The sequence below is a fragment of the Enterobacter sp. 198 genome (assembly GCF_009025585.1).
Taxonomy (GTDB): Bacteria; Pseudomonadota; Gammaproteobacteria; order Enterobacterales; family Enterobacteriaceae; genus Enterobacter; species Enterobacter ludwigii.
The window spans coordinates 36068-53479 of record NZ_WCIM01000011.1 but is presented as its reverse complement, the minus strand read 5'-3'; the positions used below and the strand labels follow the sequence as shown (position 1 = coordinate 53479).

Genomic DNA, 17412 nt, shown 5'->3' with positions numbered 1-17412 from the left:
GTTACTCCCCCCAGATGTCGCGGATGTGTGAATGGAATGCATGGGCCACCTTCGGTGGGTTGGCAGCGCCTGTCAGTGCCCGTCCGGCAATAAACGCTTTCACATTGATCTGCTTAAACAGCGGCAGGTCGGCGGGGGTAATGCCGCCGGTGATCGAGAGCTGCAGGCCGATATCCGAGAGGGCTTTCATGCTGGCGAGATCCGCCTCGCCCCACTGCTGGCCGCTGGCCTGTGCGTCGCGCCCACGGTGATAAATGGCCTGTGTGACCCCGATACGGTGCCATTCTCGCGCATCATCCAGCGTCCAGTGACCAAACAGCTCCATCTGAATTTCCCCGCCGCAGCGCAGAGCCACCTCGTGACCCTTCTCGACGGTTGCCAGCGGCGCGGCGCAGATGATGGTCATCCAGTTCGCGCCTGCGCCAAACGCCTGTTCAGCCAGCGTTTCTCCGGCATCGGCCACTTTCCAGTCAGCCACGATCGTTTTTTTCGGACACTGCTGGCGCAGTGCGCGTACGGCATTAACCCCTTCGGTGAGACACAAAATGGTGCCTGCTTCGATGATATCGACGTGATCCGCAAGCCGCTCGACGTCGCGCTGTGCGGCCTGAAGTGAGGTATGGTCGAGCGCCAGCTGCAGTAATGGTCGGCTCATAGGTCGTGCTCCTTAACATGGGCGTGATAGCCCTGTAGTGCTGAAATCAGTAGCTGGTAGCGCTGATACTTGCGCTGGTAGGCCGCATGGGCATGCTTGTCGGGTGTGATGACGCGAATGTGATGTCTGACAGCCTGCTGCGCGGTGCGGAAATCGGGATAAACGCCGGTACCCACCAGCGCGGCCAGCGCCGCGCCGGAACAGCCGGTCTCTTCGACCTGGGGCAGTTCTATTGCCAGACCGCTGACGTCCGCGAGCATTTGCATCCACACATCTGAATGGGCAGGGCCGCCGGTTACGCGCAATGCCTGCACGTGCGTGAAGCGCGCTAGCATGCGGTTAAGATGGGTCATGTGGCTGAAGACCACACCTTCATAGACCGCCTGCAACAGATGTGCGCGGGTGTGCAGGGCCTGCATGCCGTAAAACCCGCAGGTCATCTCCAGCCCGGCGTTGCTGCCATAGAGGAACGGCAGGAAGAGCAGATCGCTTCCGGCTTTCGGCAGGCTGGCCACGGCCTGGTTGATCGCATCGAATGACATGTCGCCCCACTGTGTGGTCAGCCATTCGAGGTTACCGGACGAGGTGGGGCTGGCTTCGTGAACGATGTAGTGCTGCGGATGAACGTAGCGCCCATACACATAGGGATACGGCTCGTTATGGCCTATACCGTTGGCGATCCCGCTGGTGACAGCCCAGGTGCCCATCACGGCGTTGAGCGTGCTGTCGTCATGTAACCCGGCGCAGATCGCGGTGGAAACCACATCAAACAGCCCCCCTACAACGGGTGTACCCGCTGCGAGACCGGTCAGGGCGGCGGCCTGAGCGGTGATTTCCCCGCACATTTCTGCTGAACCGACGATCGGCGGCAGTGCGCCGTCAATTTCATCGATGCCGAGCCAGCGTGTGAGCTGCGGATCGTACTGCCCGGTGTTCATGTTGTAGAGATTGGATTCAGAGATGTTGCTCTCTTCACACCCTTTAACGCCGGTGAGGCACCAGCGCAGGTAGTCGTGCGCCATCATCACACAGCCAATCTGCTGATAACGGTGCGGTTCATTCTCTTTCACCCAGCGCAGGAGGGAGGCGGGATGCCCCGTCCATAGCGTCTGGCGCGTATGCGGATAAAGCTTTTCAGGAATACCGTCCTGCTGCCAGCGCTGTACAATCTCCAGCGCCCGGCGGTCAGAGGAGAGCATGGCGTTGCCGAGGGGCTGGTCATGCTTGTCCAGTAAAAACAGTCCTTTACCCTGAGCCGATATCCCGACGCCTTTGATTTGTGCGCCGCCGATGCCGGCCTTCTTAAGCAGCAGGGCGACGGTGGTGTGGCACTGCTGCCAGAGTTGGTGCATATCCCGCTCAGCGTGGCCTGCGTGTGGGCTGAGTGTGGCAACCGCGCGGCGCTCAATACAGACTTCCTGGCCCTGGCTGGTGTACAGACCGGCTTTCAGATACGTTCCGCCACAATCGATACCCAGCCAGAAGGGCTCTTTTTCACTCATCGTTGACTCTCTTGTCTTACGCCCTCTCTTCAGGAGAGGGCGGGGGGATCAGGCTGCGTGCTTATGCGGGTTCACGCCGGGGTTGGGTTCCGCTCCGGCATCGCATTTCGCCGGTAGCATCAGGGCGAGCAGCGAGGCCAGCGCCAGCGAAACCGCGAGGCAGTACACCCCGGCATCTTTGCTGTAGAGGGTAATCAGCACGCCCACCGCGTAAGGGCCGCAGAACCCACCGAGGTTACCCAGGGCGTTAATCACGCCGCGAGCGCCACCGGCCATCTCTGCGCTGAACAGGCGCGCCGGAATCGTCCAGAACACACCCGCAGCGGACTGCAGGAAGAAGCCACAGCCCACCAGCGCGGCATAGGCCAGCCAGATGTTCTCTTTCAACGCCACGGAGAGGAACATGCAGAGCGCGAAGCCAATCAGCGGCAGGGAGACGAACAGCTTGCGCTTGCCGGTACGGTCAGACAGTGAGGAGAACAGGAACATGCCCGCAATGGCGCCGACATAAGGCAGGATGGCGAGCATTCCCACCTGGCCGATGCTGGTATGCGTCAGCTCTTTGAGAATGGTCGGCAGCCAGAGGGTGTAACCGTAAATCCCGGTCTGGTAGAAGAAGTTCAGGGCAATCAGCTGCCACATGGTTTTGTCGGACAGAACCGCACTCAGCGAGGCATTTTTCACCGCTTTTCCGGCAATAGCCTGCTGTTCTGCGGCCAGCATTTGTATCAGATAATTTTTCTCGGCCTCGGAGATCCAGCGAGCCTCCTGCGGGTGGTCGTAGACGGTGAATACCCAGAGCACCAGCACCACAATGGACATCAGCCCTTCAATGATGAACAGCCAGCGCCAGTCGAGTGCGGTGATAATCCAGCCCGACAGGGGCGCGGTGATGATCCCCGCAATGGGAACAAACATGATGACAATCGCATTGGCGCGGCCGCGTTCGGCATCCGGGAACCAGTTACTGATCATCGTGAGCACCACAGGCAGCATCCCGCCTTCTGCCACACCGAGTAAGAAGCGCAGTGCCAACAGTTGATACTGGTTGGTCACAACGCCGGTCAGGACCGAAATCACCGCCCAGGCAACCAGTGACCAGCCAATAAACTTCTTACCGCTGCCATGCACGGCAATCTTGCCGCCGGGCACCTGCAGGAACAGATAACCGATAAAGAAGATCCCACCCGCCAGGCCTGCCATGGTGGCAGAGATACCTAACTCTTCATCCATACCGCCTGGCATCGCAAATGCGATATTCACGCGGTCCATATATGAAATAATACAGGCGATAAGAATAGGCGGAATGATTCTTAACCAGCGCTGACGCGGAATATCCGCTTGTAGAGCATGAGTAGAAATATTCATATTTAATATCTCAGTGAATGTAACCGGAATAAGATTTTTATTGTTATTGCGTTGCTTTTTTCATTTCACTAATGCCGTCGCGCAAAATAGCGATGCGATGACTGACGTTAGCATTAGCATTTATTTCCAGTAATTTAATACCGGAGAATTTCAATGTTGCGGCGCTCGCCGCAGTAAAAAGTGCTTTTACCTGTTCGGTGGTCATTAAACTGTCGGCGCAGAACGGGGAAAATGGCGCATGCAGATCCTGCCATTCGCCGTAGGCCCCGCGAGTGGAGGTTCCGGAGAACATCAGTGCGCCCAGCTTCCCGGCCTCAAGTGCCGCTTTAACATGTTCAGGCGGCAGCGTGGTATTGCGTCCTTCTATAGCCGACCGCGCCCAGTTAATGCATACGCTGATATCCGTTTCTTTCACCACCTCAAGCACCTGCGCTAAGGGCAAAAACCCCTTGCGTGGCGCGGGGCCGGTCATGGCATCGCAGTGTTCAAGCACCAGGTCGCATGACCAGTCCCATGAGGTGATTTCACGTACAGAACGGGAAAACGCAGCGGTAGCTTGTTCAACAGACGGGTTTCCCGCCTGCGGCGCGGCCTGCATCTCCAGGGCGATAATTTTGCCTGGAAAGCGAGTATTGATGGCATCAATCTTTCGCAGCAGATGGCGGTAATAGTCAACGCAGGCTTTGCGCTGTTCTTCATCGGCAGAGGCCAGGCCAAACGCGCCATTTGTGCCGCGGCGGCGCATGGCGGAACAGCCATACGTCACCCAACGGATGGAGATCCTCAAGACACGGTTGCTCCAGCCCGCGAATATCTGGCGTGTCGGAAAGCGCTCGCCAGAAGTCCCGCTCTTCTTGTTCCCCTTGCTGGTGAAACGAGGGTGCGCAGGGGTACGCACCAATTATAAAACCGGTGTTAGTCATTTCGCATTCCCAATAGAATTCAGAAAATTAATCTATTTCGCTGATTGCTACTTTCACCACAATTTTACGAATTGCCGATGCCTTATTTTTAATGCAGGCAGGACGGTGAACATCCTGCGGAAAAAATATGGCGTACGTGCCGGGCGTCATTTCTATAAAGGATTCATTTTCGCTGCCGTGATAAAAAATAATATCCCGCTGTTCCAGCAGTGATTCGCTTATTTCGTTATTGCCGGTATCAATGGCGACACCGATTTTCTCTTCACCCCATGCCAGAAACTGAATGTCCAGATAGCGACGGTGCACTTCGGGACGGTTTTCATCCCACGTCCGGGTGGTGAGGTCGAGCACCTGAGCAAAAATGTTACGTCCGTCAATGTCCACCACGCCAGGTGCCAGCGCCGTGAAATCCGTGGTGCGCAGAAAATCGAGTGCTTTCTCTATCGCCCGCGGCAGGCGACACGGATTTGGCTGCGAAATATGTCCTAAAATCATGACCCACTCCTTACAGAGACTGGATTTTCGCCCACACGCTGTCGTCAATGGTGATGCCGTTGCGGCGGTTCTCTTCGAGCAGACGTGTGAATTCATGACCCGGCAGTCGAACCGCGACGTTGTCATCAGCCCGCTCGGCGTTGATGATAAAATCCATGATGCGCTGCAGTTTGGCATCGCGGGTGGGTCCGTCGATCAAACGATCGACCTCGATGGCGATAAAGATTTGTGACACGCCATATTCGTCGCTGTTGTCCTGGGTCACTTCCGCAACGGAGGATCCGTTGGAGAGCAGGGTTGCGATCATGTCGAGGACGATGGATAAGCCCGATCCTTTCCAGTAGCCCATCGGCAGAATGCGGCGGTTTTTCTCGATCACACCAGGTTCTCTGGTGAGGTGCCCTTCATCGTCAAACCCCCCATCCACCGGCAACGTGCGTCCGGCCAGGCGATTCACTTCCAGCATGCCGTAGGAGAACATTGACATCGACATATCGACCATTGTGATCGGCGTAGACGGAATCGCCACGATCAGAGGGTTAGTGCCGATGCAGCACGCTTTCGAGCCCCAGGCTGGCATCACGGCAATGGAGTTAGTCCAGCAGATCCCGATGTACCCCTTCTCTGCAGCCTGCCAGCCGTAGCTGCCGCCGCGCATCCAGTGGTTGGCGTTTCGCAGTGCCACAAGGCCGATACCGTGGTCGGCGGCCAGTTCGGTGGCGCGATCCATCATCTTTTTCGCCGTCAGGTTGCCAATCGAACGTCGGGCATCCCACTGTTCGATGGCACCCAGCGAGGTCACCCGTGTTGGCTGGGCATCAGGAATGATGTCGCCGGCATCAAGCTGCTGAATGAAACGAGGGAAGCGGTTAACCCCGTGTGAATAGACGCCCGATTCCGTGGTGCGGGCAAACATCTCCGCGCATGCGTCGGCGGTGTCCGCTTTTACGCCGCGATCGACCAGGACCCGCCTGAACGCCGCTTTTAACTCTTCAAAGGTCACTTTCATCCCTGTTCTCCTGTTTTTGTCGGGGCAAGTGCGAGTGCTTTTTTATCGCTAAATTTCACTATGCGAAATTTGATTTCAAATATAGCGATCAAATTTTGCCAGATCAACGACATTCATGATTTTCAAAATCGATTAAAATCAACTGGTTGTGTTTTTTCTGTTGAGATCGTGAACTGAACCACACTTTGCGCTACCATCAGGACGCGATAAAAAGGAGCCATTGGATGAGCACGAAAGAGAGCGAAATGACGCAAGAAAAAGAGAGGCCAGCAGGTAGCCAGAGCTTGTTTCGCGGCCTGATGCTGATTGAGATCCTCAGCAACTACCCGAACGGGTGTCCGTTGGCCCATTTATCGGAACTGGCAGGGCTGAATAAAAGCACCGTGCACCGCTTACTGCAGGGGTTACAGTCGTGCGGGTACGTTACCCCGGCGCCTGCGGCGGGCAGCTACCGCCTGACCACCAAATTTATCGCCGTCGGGCAAAAGGCGCTGTCGTCGCTGAATATCATTCACGTGGCGGCCCCGCACCTTGAGACGCTGAATATCGCCACCGGTGAGACGGTGAACTTCTCAAGCCGCGAGGACGATCACGCCATTCTGATTTATAAGCTGGAGCCCACAACCGGTATGCTGCGCACGCGCGCTTACATCGGTCAGCATATGCCGCTTTATTGTTCGGCGATGGGCAAAATCTACATGGCGTTTGGTCATCAGGACTATGTGGCGAGCTACTGGCAGAGCCATCAGGAGCAGATCCAGCCGCTCACCCGCAACACGATTACCGAGCTGAGCGCGATGTATGACGAGCTGGCGGAAATCCGCGAGCACAGCATGGCGATGGATAAAGAAGAGAACGAGCTGGGCGTCTCCTGTCTTGCCGTACCGGTGTTTGATATTCATGGCCGCGTGCCGTACGCGATCTCCATTTCGCTCTCGACGTCCCGCATGAAGCAAATTGGTGAAAAAAACCTGCTGAAACCGCTGCGGGAAACGGCAGAGGCTATCTCAAAAGAGTTGGGTTTTAACGTGCGCGGAGCGTGACAGATGAACCGATTTATCCTGGCTGATACGGAAAAATGCATTGGCTGCCGTACCTGCGAAGTGGCCTGCGTGGTGTCGCATCAGGGAATGCTTTCTGCAGGCGCGTTTGCGCCCCGCATTCGGGTGGTCAAAGGCGGTGCATTCACTACGGCTGTGGGCTGTCATCAGTGTGAAGATGCCCCTTGTGCCACTGTTTGTCCGACACAGGCGATTCGCCACACCGCGGGTGCCTGGCGGGTGGAGCCGGCGCGCTGTATTGGCTGTAAAAGTTGTGTGGTAGCGTGCCCGTTTGGGGCAATGCAGGTTCAGCGAGTGGGGAACCGCGTTCAGGCGGTGAAATGTGATTTGTGCGCAGATCGCGAGGCTGGACCCGCCTGTGTGGAGGCGTGTCCAACCCACGCGCTGCGCTGCGTTGACCCCGCCAGATTACGCACCGAACGGCTGCATAATCTGGCGTAACGCGTTACTGGCTATCTTCGCGCCAGGCGTACTCAATCTCTTCGGCGAGAATTTTCACGCCCGCTTCGATTTTCTCCGGATCGGGCACGTAGTTCATGCGCATGCACTGATGCGTATGCGGCCACGGCTTATCCAGACCCGGGAAGAAGTAATCACCCGGCACCATCAACACGCCGCGCTTTTTCAGGCGCTGGTAGAGAAGCTCGGTGGTGATCGGCAGATCCTTAAACCACAGCCACAGGAAAATTGCCCCTTCAGGTTTGTGGATCAGGCAGCGTTCTTCCGGTAAGTAGCGGCGAAGAATGGCGATCGTTTCCTGTACCCGCTGGTAATAGAACGGCTTGATAACCTCGTTTGACAGGCGCAGCAGGTCATTACGTTTGATCATTTCGCACATCATCGCCGGGCCGATTCCCCCCGGGGAAAGGCTGATAATGCCGTTCATGTTGGTAATGGCGGTGATGATTTTTTCATTGGCGATGATAATCCCGCAACGGCTGCCCGGCAGACCCAGCTTGGAAAGGCTCATACACAGGACGATGTTAGGGTTCCACAGCGGACGTGCTTCGCTGAAGATGATCCCCGGGAACGGCACGCCATAAGCGTTATCAATCACCAGCGGGATGTCGTGCTGATTCGCCAGCGCATCCAGCTTCATCAGTTCGTCGTCGGTGATGACGTTGCCCGTTGGGTTGGTTGGACGTGATACGCAGATCATGCCCGTCTCTTCACCAATATGCAGATGTTCAAAGTCGACATGATATTTGAACTGGCCTTCTGGCAGCAGCTCAATATTCGGGCGCGCCGAGACGAACAGATCCTCTTCGAGGCCGGAATCGGCATAGCCGATGTACTCTGGCGCCAGCGGGAACAGCACTTTTTTGGTAGTGCCGTCGGCGCGACGGCCTGCGAACAGATTAAACAAGTAGAAAAATGCGCTCTGACTGCCGTTTGTCAGTGCAATATTCTGTGGTTCGATATCCCAACCCAGCTCTTTGCGCAGCATTTCAGCAAGCAGTGTCAGCAGTTCGGTTTTACCCTGCGGGCCATCGTAGTTGCAAAGCGCATCGGTTGCTTTCCCGCTTTCCAGCATCTGAGCCAGCAGCGTCTGAAAATAGGTGTTCATCTCCGGGATTTGAGCCGGGTTTCCGCCGCCGAGCATGATGGCGCCTGGTGTGCGCAGCCCGTCGTTGAGGTCCTCCATCAGGCGAGTAATGCCTGAATGGCGGGTGAATTTGTCGCCGAAAAGTGAAAACGTCATAGCAGGTGATCTGTCGAGCTTATTTTGAAAGTGGGTAACCATAACGCTAGCACCGTGCTGGTGCAAATCGAGAGATGCGGTCTGGATTGTTGTTTTATGTGGTGGGAAGGTATTTAGGTAGTGGATTGTTCTGGTGAAATATCCCTCTCCCGGAGGGGGAGAGGGAACCGGTTTGCGTCGTTATTGATTACCCGCCCACACCACCATGACCTTATCGCCATTGTGCTCGCGAACGAAGCCGTAGCCTTCTTTCAGCGAGAGCGTGGTTTGTTTGCCTTCACCTATTGCGGGATGACGGGCGCGGAACTGGCCCAGAACCTGCCAGTGGGCGACGGTTAATGCCTGCTTGCCCGTCACGTCCTGCCAGTTCATATCCGAGCGGGTGCCCTGTAATGGATCGGACCCTGTCGGTCCGAATGGCCGCTCGGATTCATCTCCGTAGTAAATTTGTACGCTGCCCGGGGCGAGCAGGAGCAGCTCTGCGGCACGCTGGCCGCCTTCACGGAAAAGGCGTGTGTCATGTGACGAGAGATAGCTCAGGACATTGAAGCTTTGCAGTTTTTCCGCCATCTGCTGCCAGGTCAGGTCGATGTCCGCCAGACAACCGACCGCTTTTGCTGCCTGCTCCTGATAATCAAAGTTGATCATCGCGTCAAACCCGTGGCGGTAATAATCGCTTTGCATCACGCCGTGGCCCCATGACTCGCCGGTCATCCAGAACGGGGTATTGTCGAGTTTTTTGGCGGGGTTCGCGCCTTTCCAGGCTGCCAGCGCCTGGCTTGCCTGATCTTTCAACTGCTGCCAGGCCTCGAGTTCCACGTGTTTTGCCGTATCCACACGGAAACCGTCAATGCCATAGTCACGTACCCACTGGCTGAGCCAGTGGGTCAGGTAATCACGCGGGGTGTAGCCCGAAATGGCCTTCGCGTGGGTATCGGGTTTATGTTGATAGAAATTAGGTAAACCGGAAGGGGTCGTCGACTCCGTTTTCAGGTCCGGCAGGAACGCCAGCGACAGGGTTAAATCGTCGAAGCCGGGATTGTCATAATCGCCAATGTCGGTGCGGATCCACTTTTTACCCCACCATTTTTCCCAGGCGGCTTTGTCGCTGAAGTTGATGTAATCGTTGAAGCTGTGCCAGCTTTGGCCTGCTCCCGGCTTCCAGTCCGTCCAGTGCTCGCCCAGCGTTTTTTTCAGTTCATCACCCTGCAGATAAAGGGCCCCAAACTGGAACGCCTGCATGTCTGCGAGCGTCGCGTAACCCGTGTGGTTCATGACGATATCAAACAGGATGCGGATACCGCGTTTATGCGCTTCATCGACAAGGTGGCGTAAATCATCTTCGGTGCCCATGTTGGCATCAAGCGTGGTCCAGTCCTGGGTGTAGTAGCCATGATAGGCGTAGTGGGGGAAGTCACCTTTGGTGCCACCGCCAACCCAGCCGTGGATCTGCTCCAGCGGGGAGCTTATCCAGAGCGCATTCACGCCCAGCTGCTGTAAATAATCGAGCCGGGTTGTAAGCCCCTTGAGATCGCCACCGTGGAAGGTGCCGATCTCCTCCAGGCCATCTTTGTGGCGTCCATAGCTGTTATCGTTAGAGGGATCGCCGTTGACAAAGCGGTCAGTCAGCACGAAATAGACGGTGGCGTTTTGCCAGCTAAACGGCGCAGGTTTGTCGGTTTCGGCGCGTTCAAGCAGCAGCAGGCCGTTGCTGTTGGCGGCGGGTTGCAGGGTGATTTTTCCATTCTGCACTGTTGCAGTCTGTTTGCTGTAGAAATCACGGACCACCGATCCTTCCGGGAAATCGTTGCCAACTTCAAGCGTCAGGGGCTTACCGTCCCACTTCGGACACTGGCGGGTAACGTTTGCAACCGACGGTTCCGCTGCGCTTTGAATAGTCAGCATCATTGTGGGCGTACCGGAGCGGGTATCGACACGCATCTGATACTCGCCGTCGCGGAACAGTCGCCACTGCGGCGGCGTGCCGTCACATTTTTTAAGCGACAGCATCTCATTGAGTTTTATCGCATCCGTTGGCTGCCAGCACGTGTTGTCAAAACTCAGCGTAAGAGGGCGAGTACCCTTCGCAAGCTTTGCCTGGCTGGTGAATATCCCGGTGCCTTCGGCGCTAAAGGCGTTGAAACCCGGTGATGACCAGTCAGCATGAGCCAGTGCGGGTAACATCAGAAAAGCTAATGCGGTGCGTTTCATTCCATTTTCCTGTCGCGGCATTTTTGACCAGTGTGCCATCAGGTGTTGGGTAAAAACTCATCCCCCGGGGCTTTCTGCAAGGATGACGCGTGAGGATGAGTGATCCCGCGCAAAATTAGGAAGTTATCTGCGAGTTCGCGCACAATTTTTCAGAATTGATGCTTATGTGAGCAGGTTTCAGGTGACATAGTTTCGGAATTGGACTATTTCTATACGTGCTCTTGCAGTCTATTTTTGTTATGATTTGAGATTCCGCTCTCAAATTTGTGAAAAAAATAAGGTGTTGGAATGTTTATATCCGACCAGGAGACCTAATGATATCGACTCCCATTCGACGATATGGGGCCGCGATACTCATGTTACTCACCATGGCATTTTCGGGTGAGGTGCTTGCGAAGACGCACACGGATACAACGAGTAAGAAAGCCCACGTAATAAAGACGACAAGTAGTAAGGTTAGCAGTAAACAAGAGTATTCTCGCAATAGTGCAAAGAGTAGTTCACTTCCTGATTTGCGAAAATACCCTTCCGGAACACCAAGGAAAAAAGCGTTTCTCCGGACGGTAATGCCTTACATCACAAGTCAAAACGCCGCGATTACTGCGGATCGTAACTGGTTGATTGCTAAACAGTACGACAGCCGTTGGTCGCCATCAGAACGCGCGCGTCTGAAAGATATCACCAAACGCTACAAGGTGAGCTGGAACGGTAACACGCGCCGTGTGCCGTGGAACTCTCTCTTAGAGCGTGTCGACATTATCCCGGGGAGCATGGTTGCGACCATGGCTGCAGCCGAAAGTGGCTGGGGTACCTCGAAACTGGCGCGTAACAACAACAACCTGTTTGGTATGAAATGTATCAAGGGTCGTTGTAACAATGCACCAGGTAAGGTGAAAGGTTATTCTCAGTTTGAATCGGTGAAAGATTCCGTGAATGCCTACGTGGTGAATCTGAACACGCATCCGGCCTACTCATCGTTCCGTAAATCGCGCGCTCAGCTGCGTAAAGCGGATCAGGAAGTGACGGCTAGCACGATGATCCACAAGCTGAAAGGTTATTCGACCAAGGGACAGAGCTATAACAACTATCTGTTCGCGATGTACCAGGATAACCAGCGCTTAATCGCCGCACATATGTAATTCAAAAAAACGCCTTCCATCGGAAGGCGTTTTCTTTTCTCTTTTTTCTACATCATCACTTCGCTGTGACGCTCCCGGTACTCTTTTGGCGTACTTTCATACTCCTTTCGGAACACCGAATAAAAATATTGCAGCGACGGGTAACCGCACATCTGTGAGATTTCGTTGATCGACAATGAGGTGGAGATCAGCAGGCTGCGTGCTTTCTCCAGTTTCTCGGCGTGGATGACGGCATGAATGGTTTCGCCCACTTCCTCTTTAAACCGCTTCTCCAGATTCGAACGGGAAATGCCCACCGAGTCCAGCACCTGATCGACCTTAATCCCTTTGCAGGCGTTGTTGCGAATGTAGTGCATGGCCTGAATAACTGCCGGGTCGCTTAAGGAGCGGTAATCCGTTGAACGGCGTTCGACTACGCGGACAGGGGGAACCAGTAAGCGCTGAAGCGGCAACGCTTCTTTATCCAGCAGACGATGCAGTAACTTTGCCGCCTGATAGCCCATCTGACGCGTACCCTGTGCAACGGACGAGAGCGCCACGCGAGAGAGGTAACGCGTCAGCTCCTCGTTATCGATGCCAATGACGCACAGTTTTTCCGGCACCGGAATGTGTAAATGTTCGCAGACCTGCAAAACGTGGCGGGCACGAGCATCCGTAACGGCAATGATGCCGGTTTGCGGCGGCAGGGTTTGCAGCCAGTCCGCCAGTCGGTTTTGCGCGTGCTGCCAGTTTTCCGGCGCGGTCTCCAGCCCCTGATAAACCACGCCGCGGTACTTCTCCTGCGCGACAAGCTGGCAGAAAGCATGTTCGCGCTCAACTGCCCAGCGCTTGCCGCTGGTTGACGGTAAACCATAAAACGCGAAGCGATGGACGCCTTTCTCTTTCAAATGCAGGAAGGCGGTCTCAACCAGCGCATGGTTATCGGTGGCGATATAGTGGACCGGCGGATAGTGTTCGGGCGCATGGTAAGACCCGCCGACGCCAACAATCGGAACGTCGACGTCAGTCAGCAATTGCTCAATGACGGGGTCGTCGTAGTCAGCGATGACCCCATCGCCCAGCCACTCTTTGATGTTTTCGAGACGGGTTCGGAAATCTTCTTCGATAAAAATATCCCACTCGGATTGCGACGCCTGCAAATATTCACCAACGCCCTCCACCACCTGACGGTCGTAGGCTTTGTTGGCATTGAATAACAACGTGATGCGGTGACGCTTTTCAAACATGGCTAACTTCCCAAATAAGTCACAATATTGTTATCAGGCTCGTCGCTTGGTTGCAGAGTCCATCCAGACTGCCAGCAAAAGAATGGCCCCCTTGACGATATACTGCCAAAACGTCGGGACGTCCATCATACTCATCCCGTTATCCAACGAAGCCATGATAAATGCCCCCATCACCGCGCCAGCCACGCTGCCGACACCGCCTGCGAGGCTGGTGCCGCCAATGACGCAGGCGGCGATAGCATCCAGCTCGGCGATGTTCCCGGCCGAGGGAGAACCCGCCCCCAGACGCGAGCTGAGGATCAACCCGGCGATAGCAACCATCAGGCCGTTAATGGCGAAGACGGCGAGTTTGGTGCGCTCGACGTTGATCCCTGAAAGGCGAGCAGCCTCAAGGTTGCCGCCGATGGCATAAATACGGCGACCAAACGCGGTACGCGTGGCCATAAACATCCCGGCCAGCAGCAACAGTGCCAGCAGCAATACCGGCGTCGGGACACCGCGATAGTCGTTCAGAAGCCAGATTGCGCCCAGTACAATGACCGCAGTGAGTGCCTGACGACCGACTGTGGACGTTGACGCTGGCGATGCCAGACCCAACGCCTGACGGCGCATTCGTCCACGCCACTGCCAGGCCACAAACGCCAGCAACCCAATCACACCGAACGTAAAGCCGACGCTATCGGCGAGGTAGCTCTGACCAATTTGTGACATGGCTGCGCTGGTAGGGGAGACGGTGGTGCCGTTGGTGATGCCAATTAGGATCCCGCGGAAGGCCAGCATCCCCGCCAGCGTGACAATGAACGACGGGACTTTACGGTAGGCAACCCACCAGCCGTTCCAGGCACCCAGCAGCAGACCCAGCACCAGCGTAACCGCAATGGTCAGCGGCAGTGGCCAGCCAAGCCAGACGTCAAAAATGGCCGCCACGCCACCGAGCAGACCCATCATCGACCCCACCGACAGGTCGATTTCCGCCGAGATAATCACGAATACCATGCCCACCGCGAGGATGCCGGTAATGGCAGTCTGACGCAGCAGGTTAGAGACGTTACGCGCGCTTAAGTACGAGCCATCGGTCATCCAGGTAAAGAACAACATGATGGCAATAATCGCCGCGATCATCACGAAAACCTGCAGGTTCAGCGCTTTTAGCCCGGCAAACGCGCCGGGCGTCGGAACAGCGACTTTAATATCAGACGGATTGCTTTTCGACATGACGTTCGCTCCTTAAAGCGGCTTCCATCACCTGCTCCTGCGTCAGGTTCTGGTTAATCAGATTGGCTTTCAGTTTTCCCTCGTGCATGACCAGCAAGCGATCGCTCAGGCCGAGCACTTCGGGTAACTCAGACGAGATGACAATGACGGCAATCCCTTGCTGTACAAGCTGATTAATCAGTTTGTAGATTTCGTACTTGGCGCCGATATCGATCCCACGCGTCGGCTCGTCCAGGATCAATATGCGTGGGTTGAGGAGCAGGCAGCGCGCCAGGATTGCCTTCTGCTGGTTGCCCCCGCTCAGACGTCCAATGGCCAGTTCCGGGGAGGATGTTTTGACCTTGAGTCTGGCGAGCGACTGGAGAATGCACTGTTGCTCAGCAGCATCATCGAGGCTGCTCAGCGCACCGGAGAACCTATCGAGCGCGGCAAGCGTGATGTTTTTACCCACTGCCATGACCGGGACGATGCCATCTTTCTTGCGATCCTCCGGCACCATGGCGATACCGTGGGCAATCGCCTGCTGGCAGTTCTCGATTTTTACCGGCTGTCCGTCGATAAAAATACGGCCTTCCCAGCGGCCCGGCCACACGCCAAACAGGCACTGGACGGCTTCAGTTCGCCCGGCCCCGACTAACCCCGCAATACCGAGGATTTCGCCGCTGTGAAGGGAAAACGAGACGTCATTAACGCGCTTGATGTGGCGGTTAACGGGATGCCACGCGGTGAGGTTTTCCACGCGTAACACTTCGTCACCCGTGGTGTGCGGTTCGTTTGGATAGAGCGCCGTGAGCTCGCGCCCCACCATCATGGTGATAATGTCATCTTCACTCATGCCGGCAGCTTCACGTGTGCCGATGTGCTGACCGTCGCGGATCACACAGATGGTGTCCGAAATGGCTTTTACCTCATTGAGCTTGTGCGAAATGTAGATGCACGCAATGCCGTGGTTTTGCAGATCGCGAATGATATTGAGCAGGACGGCCGTTTCCTGCTCGGTGAGGGAGGCCGTTGGCTCATCGAGGATCAGCAGCCTTACCTGTTTGTTCAGCGCCTTGGCGATTTCAACCAGCTGTTGTTGCCCGAGGCCAAGATCACCGACGCGCGTATCCGGGGAAATCGCGAGACTTACCTGGGCCAGCAGTTTTTCACAGCGTAGGGTCATGGTGTCGTAATCCAGTACGCCATGACGTGAAATATCGGCCCCCAGAAAAATGTTCTCCAGCACGGTGAGGTGCTTCACCAGCGCCAGCTCCTGGTGGATGATGGCGATGCCTTTGCGTTCGGTATCGCGAATGTGTGTCGCCTGAATCACTTCACCGGCAAAGACAATTTCGCCTTCGTAACTGCCGTGCGGGTAGATCCCACACAACACTTTCATCAACGTCGATTTGCCCGATCCGTTTTCGCCACACAGCGAGACCACTTCGCCGGGATTGAGCCGCAGACTGACGTTGTCGACCGCTTTCACCGCGCCAAAGCGCTTGGTGATGCTTTTCATTTCAAGTAAATAAGGCATAACTGCTCCACATGACCCGAGGGAAGAACAGTACAACTCGATGCGCCCCCGCAGAGCAGGGGCGCGCTGGATTACAGTTCACTCTTCTTGTGGAAACCGTCTTTAATGACGGTGGCGTCAATGTTCTCTTTATTGACTTCAATGGGGGTGAGCAGACGAGCCGGAACATCTTTAAGCCCGTTATTCAGCGTTGCGTCTGCCTTAGGTTGCTTACCATTTCCCAGCTCCACGGCAATTTCCGCCGCCGTATTCGCAAGCTGGGTAATCGGTTTGTAGACGGTCATGGTTTGTGTGCCTGCCATGATGCGTTTGACTCCCGCGAGGTCGGCATCCTGACCCGAAATAGCCACTTTTCCTGCCAGCCCTTGGGCGCTGAGTGCCTGGATTGCGCCCCCTGCGGTGGCATCGTTGGATGCGACGACAGCATCGATTTTGTTGTTGTTGGCGGTTAAGGCGTTTTCCATGATTTTCAGCGCGTTTTCTGGCAGCCAGCCATCCGCCCACTGATCGCCGACCACTTTAATCTTACCGCTGTCGATATACGGCTTCAGGACTTTCATTTGCCCTTCGCGGAACAGCTTGGCGTTGTTATCAACCGGCGAGCCGCCCATCAGGAAATAATTGCCCTGAGGTACTTTGTCGATCAGGCTTTTAGCCTGTAATTCACCCACTTTTTCATTGTCGAACGAAATATAATAATCGATATCCGCATTATTAATCATGCGGTCATAGGCTAAGACTTTTATGCCTTCTTGTTTGGCTTCTTTAACGACGTTACTTAATACCTGGCCGTTATAAGGGATAATGACCAGCACATCGACGCCGCGGTTGATCATATTCTCAATTTGCGACATTTGCGTTTCTTCGTTGCCGTTCGCGGATTGCACAAACACATTCGCGCCAAGTGATTCCGCTTTTTTCACAAAAATATCGCGATCTTTCTGCCAGCGTTCAAGGCGCAGATCGTCAATCGCCATGCCAATTTTGACTTCCTTGGCATGTCCGGCAAAGCTAGCAAGGAGGAGCGTAGTGCAGAGAGTAAGGGACAGGTTCTTTATCTTCATAATTATAGGGCCTTTTTGTAGGGGTATGTGTTGCTGAGATAAAAGAAACATTCACTGCTGGGACGCAGCAAATTTTTAACGGGGAAATGCGGGCTGGCAATTACAGATTTTTATCTTCGCATTATGATATTTGGTTTATTTCTGAATTTATGACCGCGATCGAATTTTAAAATACGTAACGTCTTAATTACATTTGATTATGGAAGAGGGACCGAAAAATAGTTTGCCTGCACATTATTTTGCGAGCCAGCGCACAGTTGTGCATTCTCTCAATAGCAGTGTGAAATAACGTAATTGAGCAAGCCAAAATGTCTATTCACTAT

Annotated in this window: 14 protein-coding genes and 1 pseudogene; 3 read left to right on the top strand and 12 right to left on the bottom strand. The window is 55.0% G+C overall.

The genetic code is table 11. The features are described 5' to 3' along the window. Position 1 precedes the first annotated feature (1 nt). The 6 genes and pseudogenes from ulaD to yiaK all read right to left on the bottom strand — a co-directional run bounded on the left by ulaD (position 2) and on the right by yiaK (position 5952). Positions 2 to 655: a 3-keto-L-gulonate-6-phosphate decarboxylase UlaD gene (ulaD, locus tag F8561_RS04730; RefSeq protein WP_047954891.1), complete on the bottom strand. Its 654-nt coding sequence runs from the start codon at positions 653 to 655 to the stop codon at positions 2 to 4. Continuing rightward, positions 652 to 2157: an FGGY-family carbohydrate kinase gene (locus F8561_RS04725; RefSeq protein ID WP_047954892.1), complete on the bottom strand. Its 1506-nt coding sequence runs from the start codon at positions 2155 to 2157 to the stop codon at positions 652 to 654. Before F8561_RS04725 ends, ulaD begins: the two co-directional genes overlap by 4 nt. A gap of 48 nt (positions 2158 to 2205) precedes the next feature. Continuing rightward, on the bottom strand, positions 2206 to 3525 hold the full coding sequence (locus F8561_RS04720; protein ID WP_151887195.1) for an MFS transporter: 1320 nt from the start codon (positions 3523 to 3525) through the stop codon (positions 2206 to 2208). A gap of 145 nt (positions 3526 to 3670) precedes the next feature. After that, positions 3671 to 4448: pseudogene (locus F8561_RS04715) on the bottom strand (DUF4862 family protein); the annotation flags it as partial. Positions 4449 to 4475: 27 nt separating this feature from the next. Further along, positions 4476 to 4943: a YhcH/YjgK/YiaL family protein gene (locus F8561_RS04710; protein WP_025206436.1), complete on the bottom strand. Its 468-nt coding sequence runs from the start codon at positions 4941 to 4943 to the stop codon at positions 4476 to 4478. 10 nt (positions 4944 to 4953) lie between these two features. After that, positions 4954 to 5952 (bottom strand): 3-dehydro-L-gulonate 2-dehydrogenase, encoded by a 999-nt coding sequence (yiaK, locus tag F8561_RS04705; RefSeq protein ID WP_014168108.1) that lies wholly within the window; start codon positions 5950 to 5952, stop codon positions 4954 to 4956. 224 nt (positions 5953 to 6176) lie between these two features. On the opposite strand from yiaK, the gene yiaJ reads away from it, so the two are divergent. After that, positions 6177 to 6995, top strand: coding sequence for an IclR family transcriptional regulator YiaJ (yiaJ, locus tag F8561_RS04700; RefSeq protein WP_020882654.1), 819 nt, complete (start codon positions 6177 to 6179; stop codon positions 6993 to 6995). 3 nt (positions 6996 to 6998) lie between these two features. After that, the gene (locus tag F8561_RS04695; protein ID WP_047742808.1) at positions 6999 to 7454 is read left to right on the top strand and encodes a 4Fe-4S binding protein; all 456 of its coding nucleotides are present in this window, start codon (positions 6999 to 7001) and stop codon (positions 7452 to 7454) included. 4 nt (positions 7455 to 7458) lie between these two features. Here the strand turns inward: F8561_RS04695 and avtA are convergent, their stop codons facing one another. Next, complete coding sequence (gene avtA / locus F8561_RS04690) at positions 7459 to 8715, bottom strand: valine--pyruvate transaminase (protein ID WP_020882652.1); 1257 nt, start codon at positions 8713 to 8715, stop codon at positions 7459 to 7461. Positions 8716 to 8895: 180 nt separating this feature from the next. Further along, positions 8896 to 10926 carry an alpha-amylase gene (locus tag F8561_RS04685; protein ID WP_151887194.1) on the bottom strand — a complete coding sequence of 677 codons (2031 nt, stop codon included), beginning with the start codon at positions 10924 to 10926 and terminating at the stop codon, positions 8896 to 8898. 314 nt (positions 10927 to 11240) lie between these two features. On the opposite strand from F8561_RS04685, the gene F8561_RS04680 reads away from it, so the two are divergent. After that, a complete protein-coding gene (locus F8561_RS04680; protein WP_020882650.1) occupies positions 11241 to 12065 on the top strand; it encodes a protein bax in 825 nt (274 codons plus the stop codon). Between the two features lie 47 nt (positions 12066 to 12112). Here the strand turns inward: F8561_RS04680 and xylR are convergent, their stop codons facing one another. From xylR to xylF, 4 genes are all read right to left on the bottom strand, one after another. Beyond that, positions 12113 to 13291: a D-xylose utilization transcriptional activator XylR gene (gene xylR / locus F8561_RS04675; protein WP_020882649.1), complete on the bottom strand. Its 1179-nt coding sequence runs from the start codon at positions 13289 to 13291 to the stop codon at positions 12113 to 12115. Between the two features lie 33 nt (positions 13292 to 13324). Beyond that, positions 13325 to 14506, bottom strand: a complete 1182-nt coding sequence (xylH, locus tag F8561_RS04670) for a xylose ABC transporter permease XylH (RefSeq protein WP_014168116.1) — start codon at positions 14504 to 14506, stop codon at positions 13325 to 13327. Beyond that, on the bottom strand, positions 14484 to 16025 hold the full coding sequence (locus F8561_RS04665) for a xylose ABC transporter ATP-binding protein (RefSeq protein WP_151887193.1): 1542 nt from the start codon (positions 16023 to 16025) through the stop codon (positions 14484 to 14486). Before F8561_RS04665 ends, xylH begins: the two co-directional genes overlap by 23 nt. Before the next feature lie 71 nt (positions 16026 to 16096). Next, a complete protein-coding gene (gene xylF, locus F8561_RS04660; RefSeq protein WP_020882647.1) occupies positions 16097 to 17089 on the bottom strand; it encodes a D-xylose ABC transporter substrate-binding protein in 993 nt (330 codons plus the stop codon). Positions 17090 to 17412: the final 323 nt, after the last annotated feature.

Coding starts and splice junctions, on each gene's coding strand:
- ulaD (WP_047954891.1), bottom strand. CDS start 655: ATGAGCCGACCATTACTGCAGCTGGCGCTCGACCATACCTCACTTCAG.
- F8561_RS04725 (WP_047954892.1), bottom strand. CDS start 2,157: ATGAGTGAAAAAGAGCCCTTCTGGCTGGGTATCGATTGTGGCGGAACG.
- F8561_RS04720 (WP_151887195.1), bottom strand. CDS start 3,525: ATGAATATTTCTACTCATGCTCTACAAGCGGATATTCCGCGTCAGCGC.
- F8561_RS04710 (WP_025206436.1), bottom strand. CDS start 4,943: ATGATTTTAGGACATATTTCGCAGCCAAATCCGTGTCGCCTGCCGCGG.
- yiaK (WP_014168108.1), bottom strand. CDS start 5,952: ATGAAAGTGACCTTTGAAGAGTTAAAAGCGGCGTTCAGGCGGGTCCTG.
- yiaJ (WP_020882654.1), top strand. CDS start 6,177: ATGAGCACGAAAGAGAGCGAAATGACGCAAGAAAAAGAGAGGCCAGCA.
- F8561_RS04695 (WP_047742808.1), top strand. CDS start 6,999: ATGAACCGATTTATCCTGGCTGATACGGAAAAATGCATTGGCTGCCGT.
- avtA (WP_020882652.1), bottom strand. CDS start 8,715: ATGACGTTTTCACTTTTCGGCGACAAATTCACCCGCCATTCAGGCATT.
- F8561_RS04685 (WP_151887194.1), bottom strand. CDS start 10,926: ATGAAACGCACCGCATTAGCTTTTCTGATGTTACCCGCACTGGCTCAT.
- F8561_RS04680 (WP_020882650.1), top strand. CDS start 11,241: ATGATATCGACTCCCATTCGACGATATGGGGCCGCGATACTCATGTTA.
- xylR (WP_020882649.1), bottom strand. CDS start 13,291: ATGTTTGAAAAGCGTCACCGCATCACGTTGTTATTCAATGCCAACAAA.
- xylH (WP_014168116.1), bottom strand. CDS start 14,506: ATGTCGAAAAGCAATCCGTCTGATATTAAAGTCGCTGTTCCGACGCCC.
- F8561_RS04665 (WP_151887193.1), bottom strand. CDS start 16,025: ATGCCTTATTTACTTGAAATGAAAAGCATCACCAAGCGCTTTGGCGCG.
- xylF (WP_020882647.1), bottom strand. CDS start 17,089: ATGAAGATAAAGAACCTGTCCCTTACTCTCTGCACTACGCTCCTCCTT.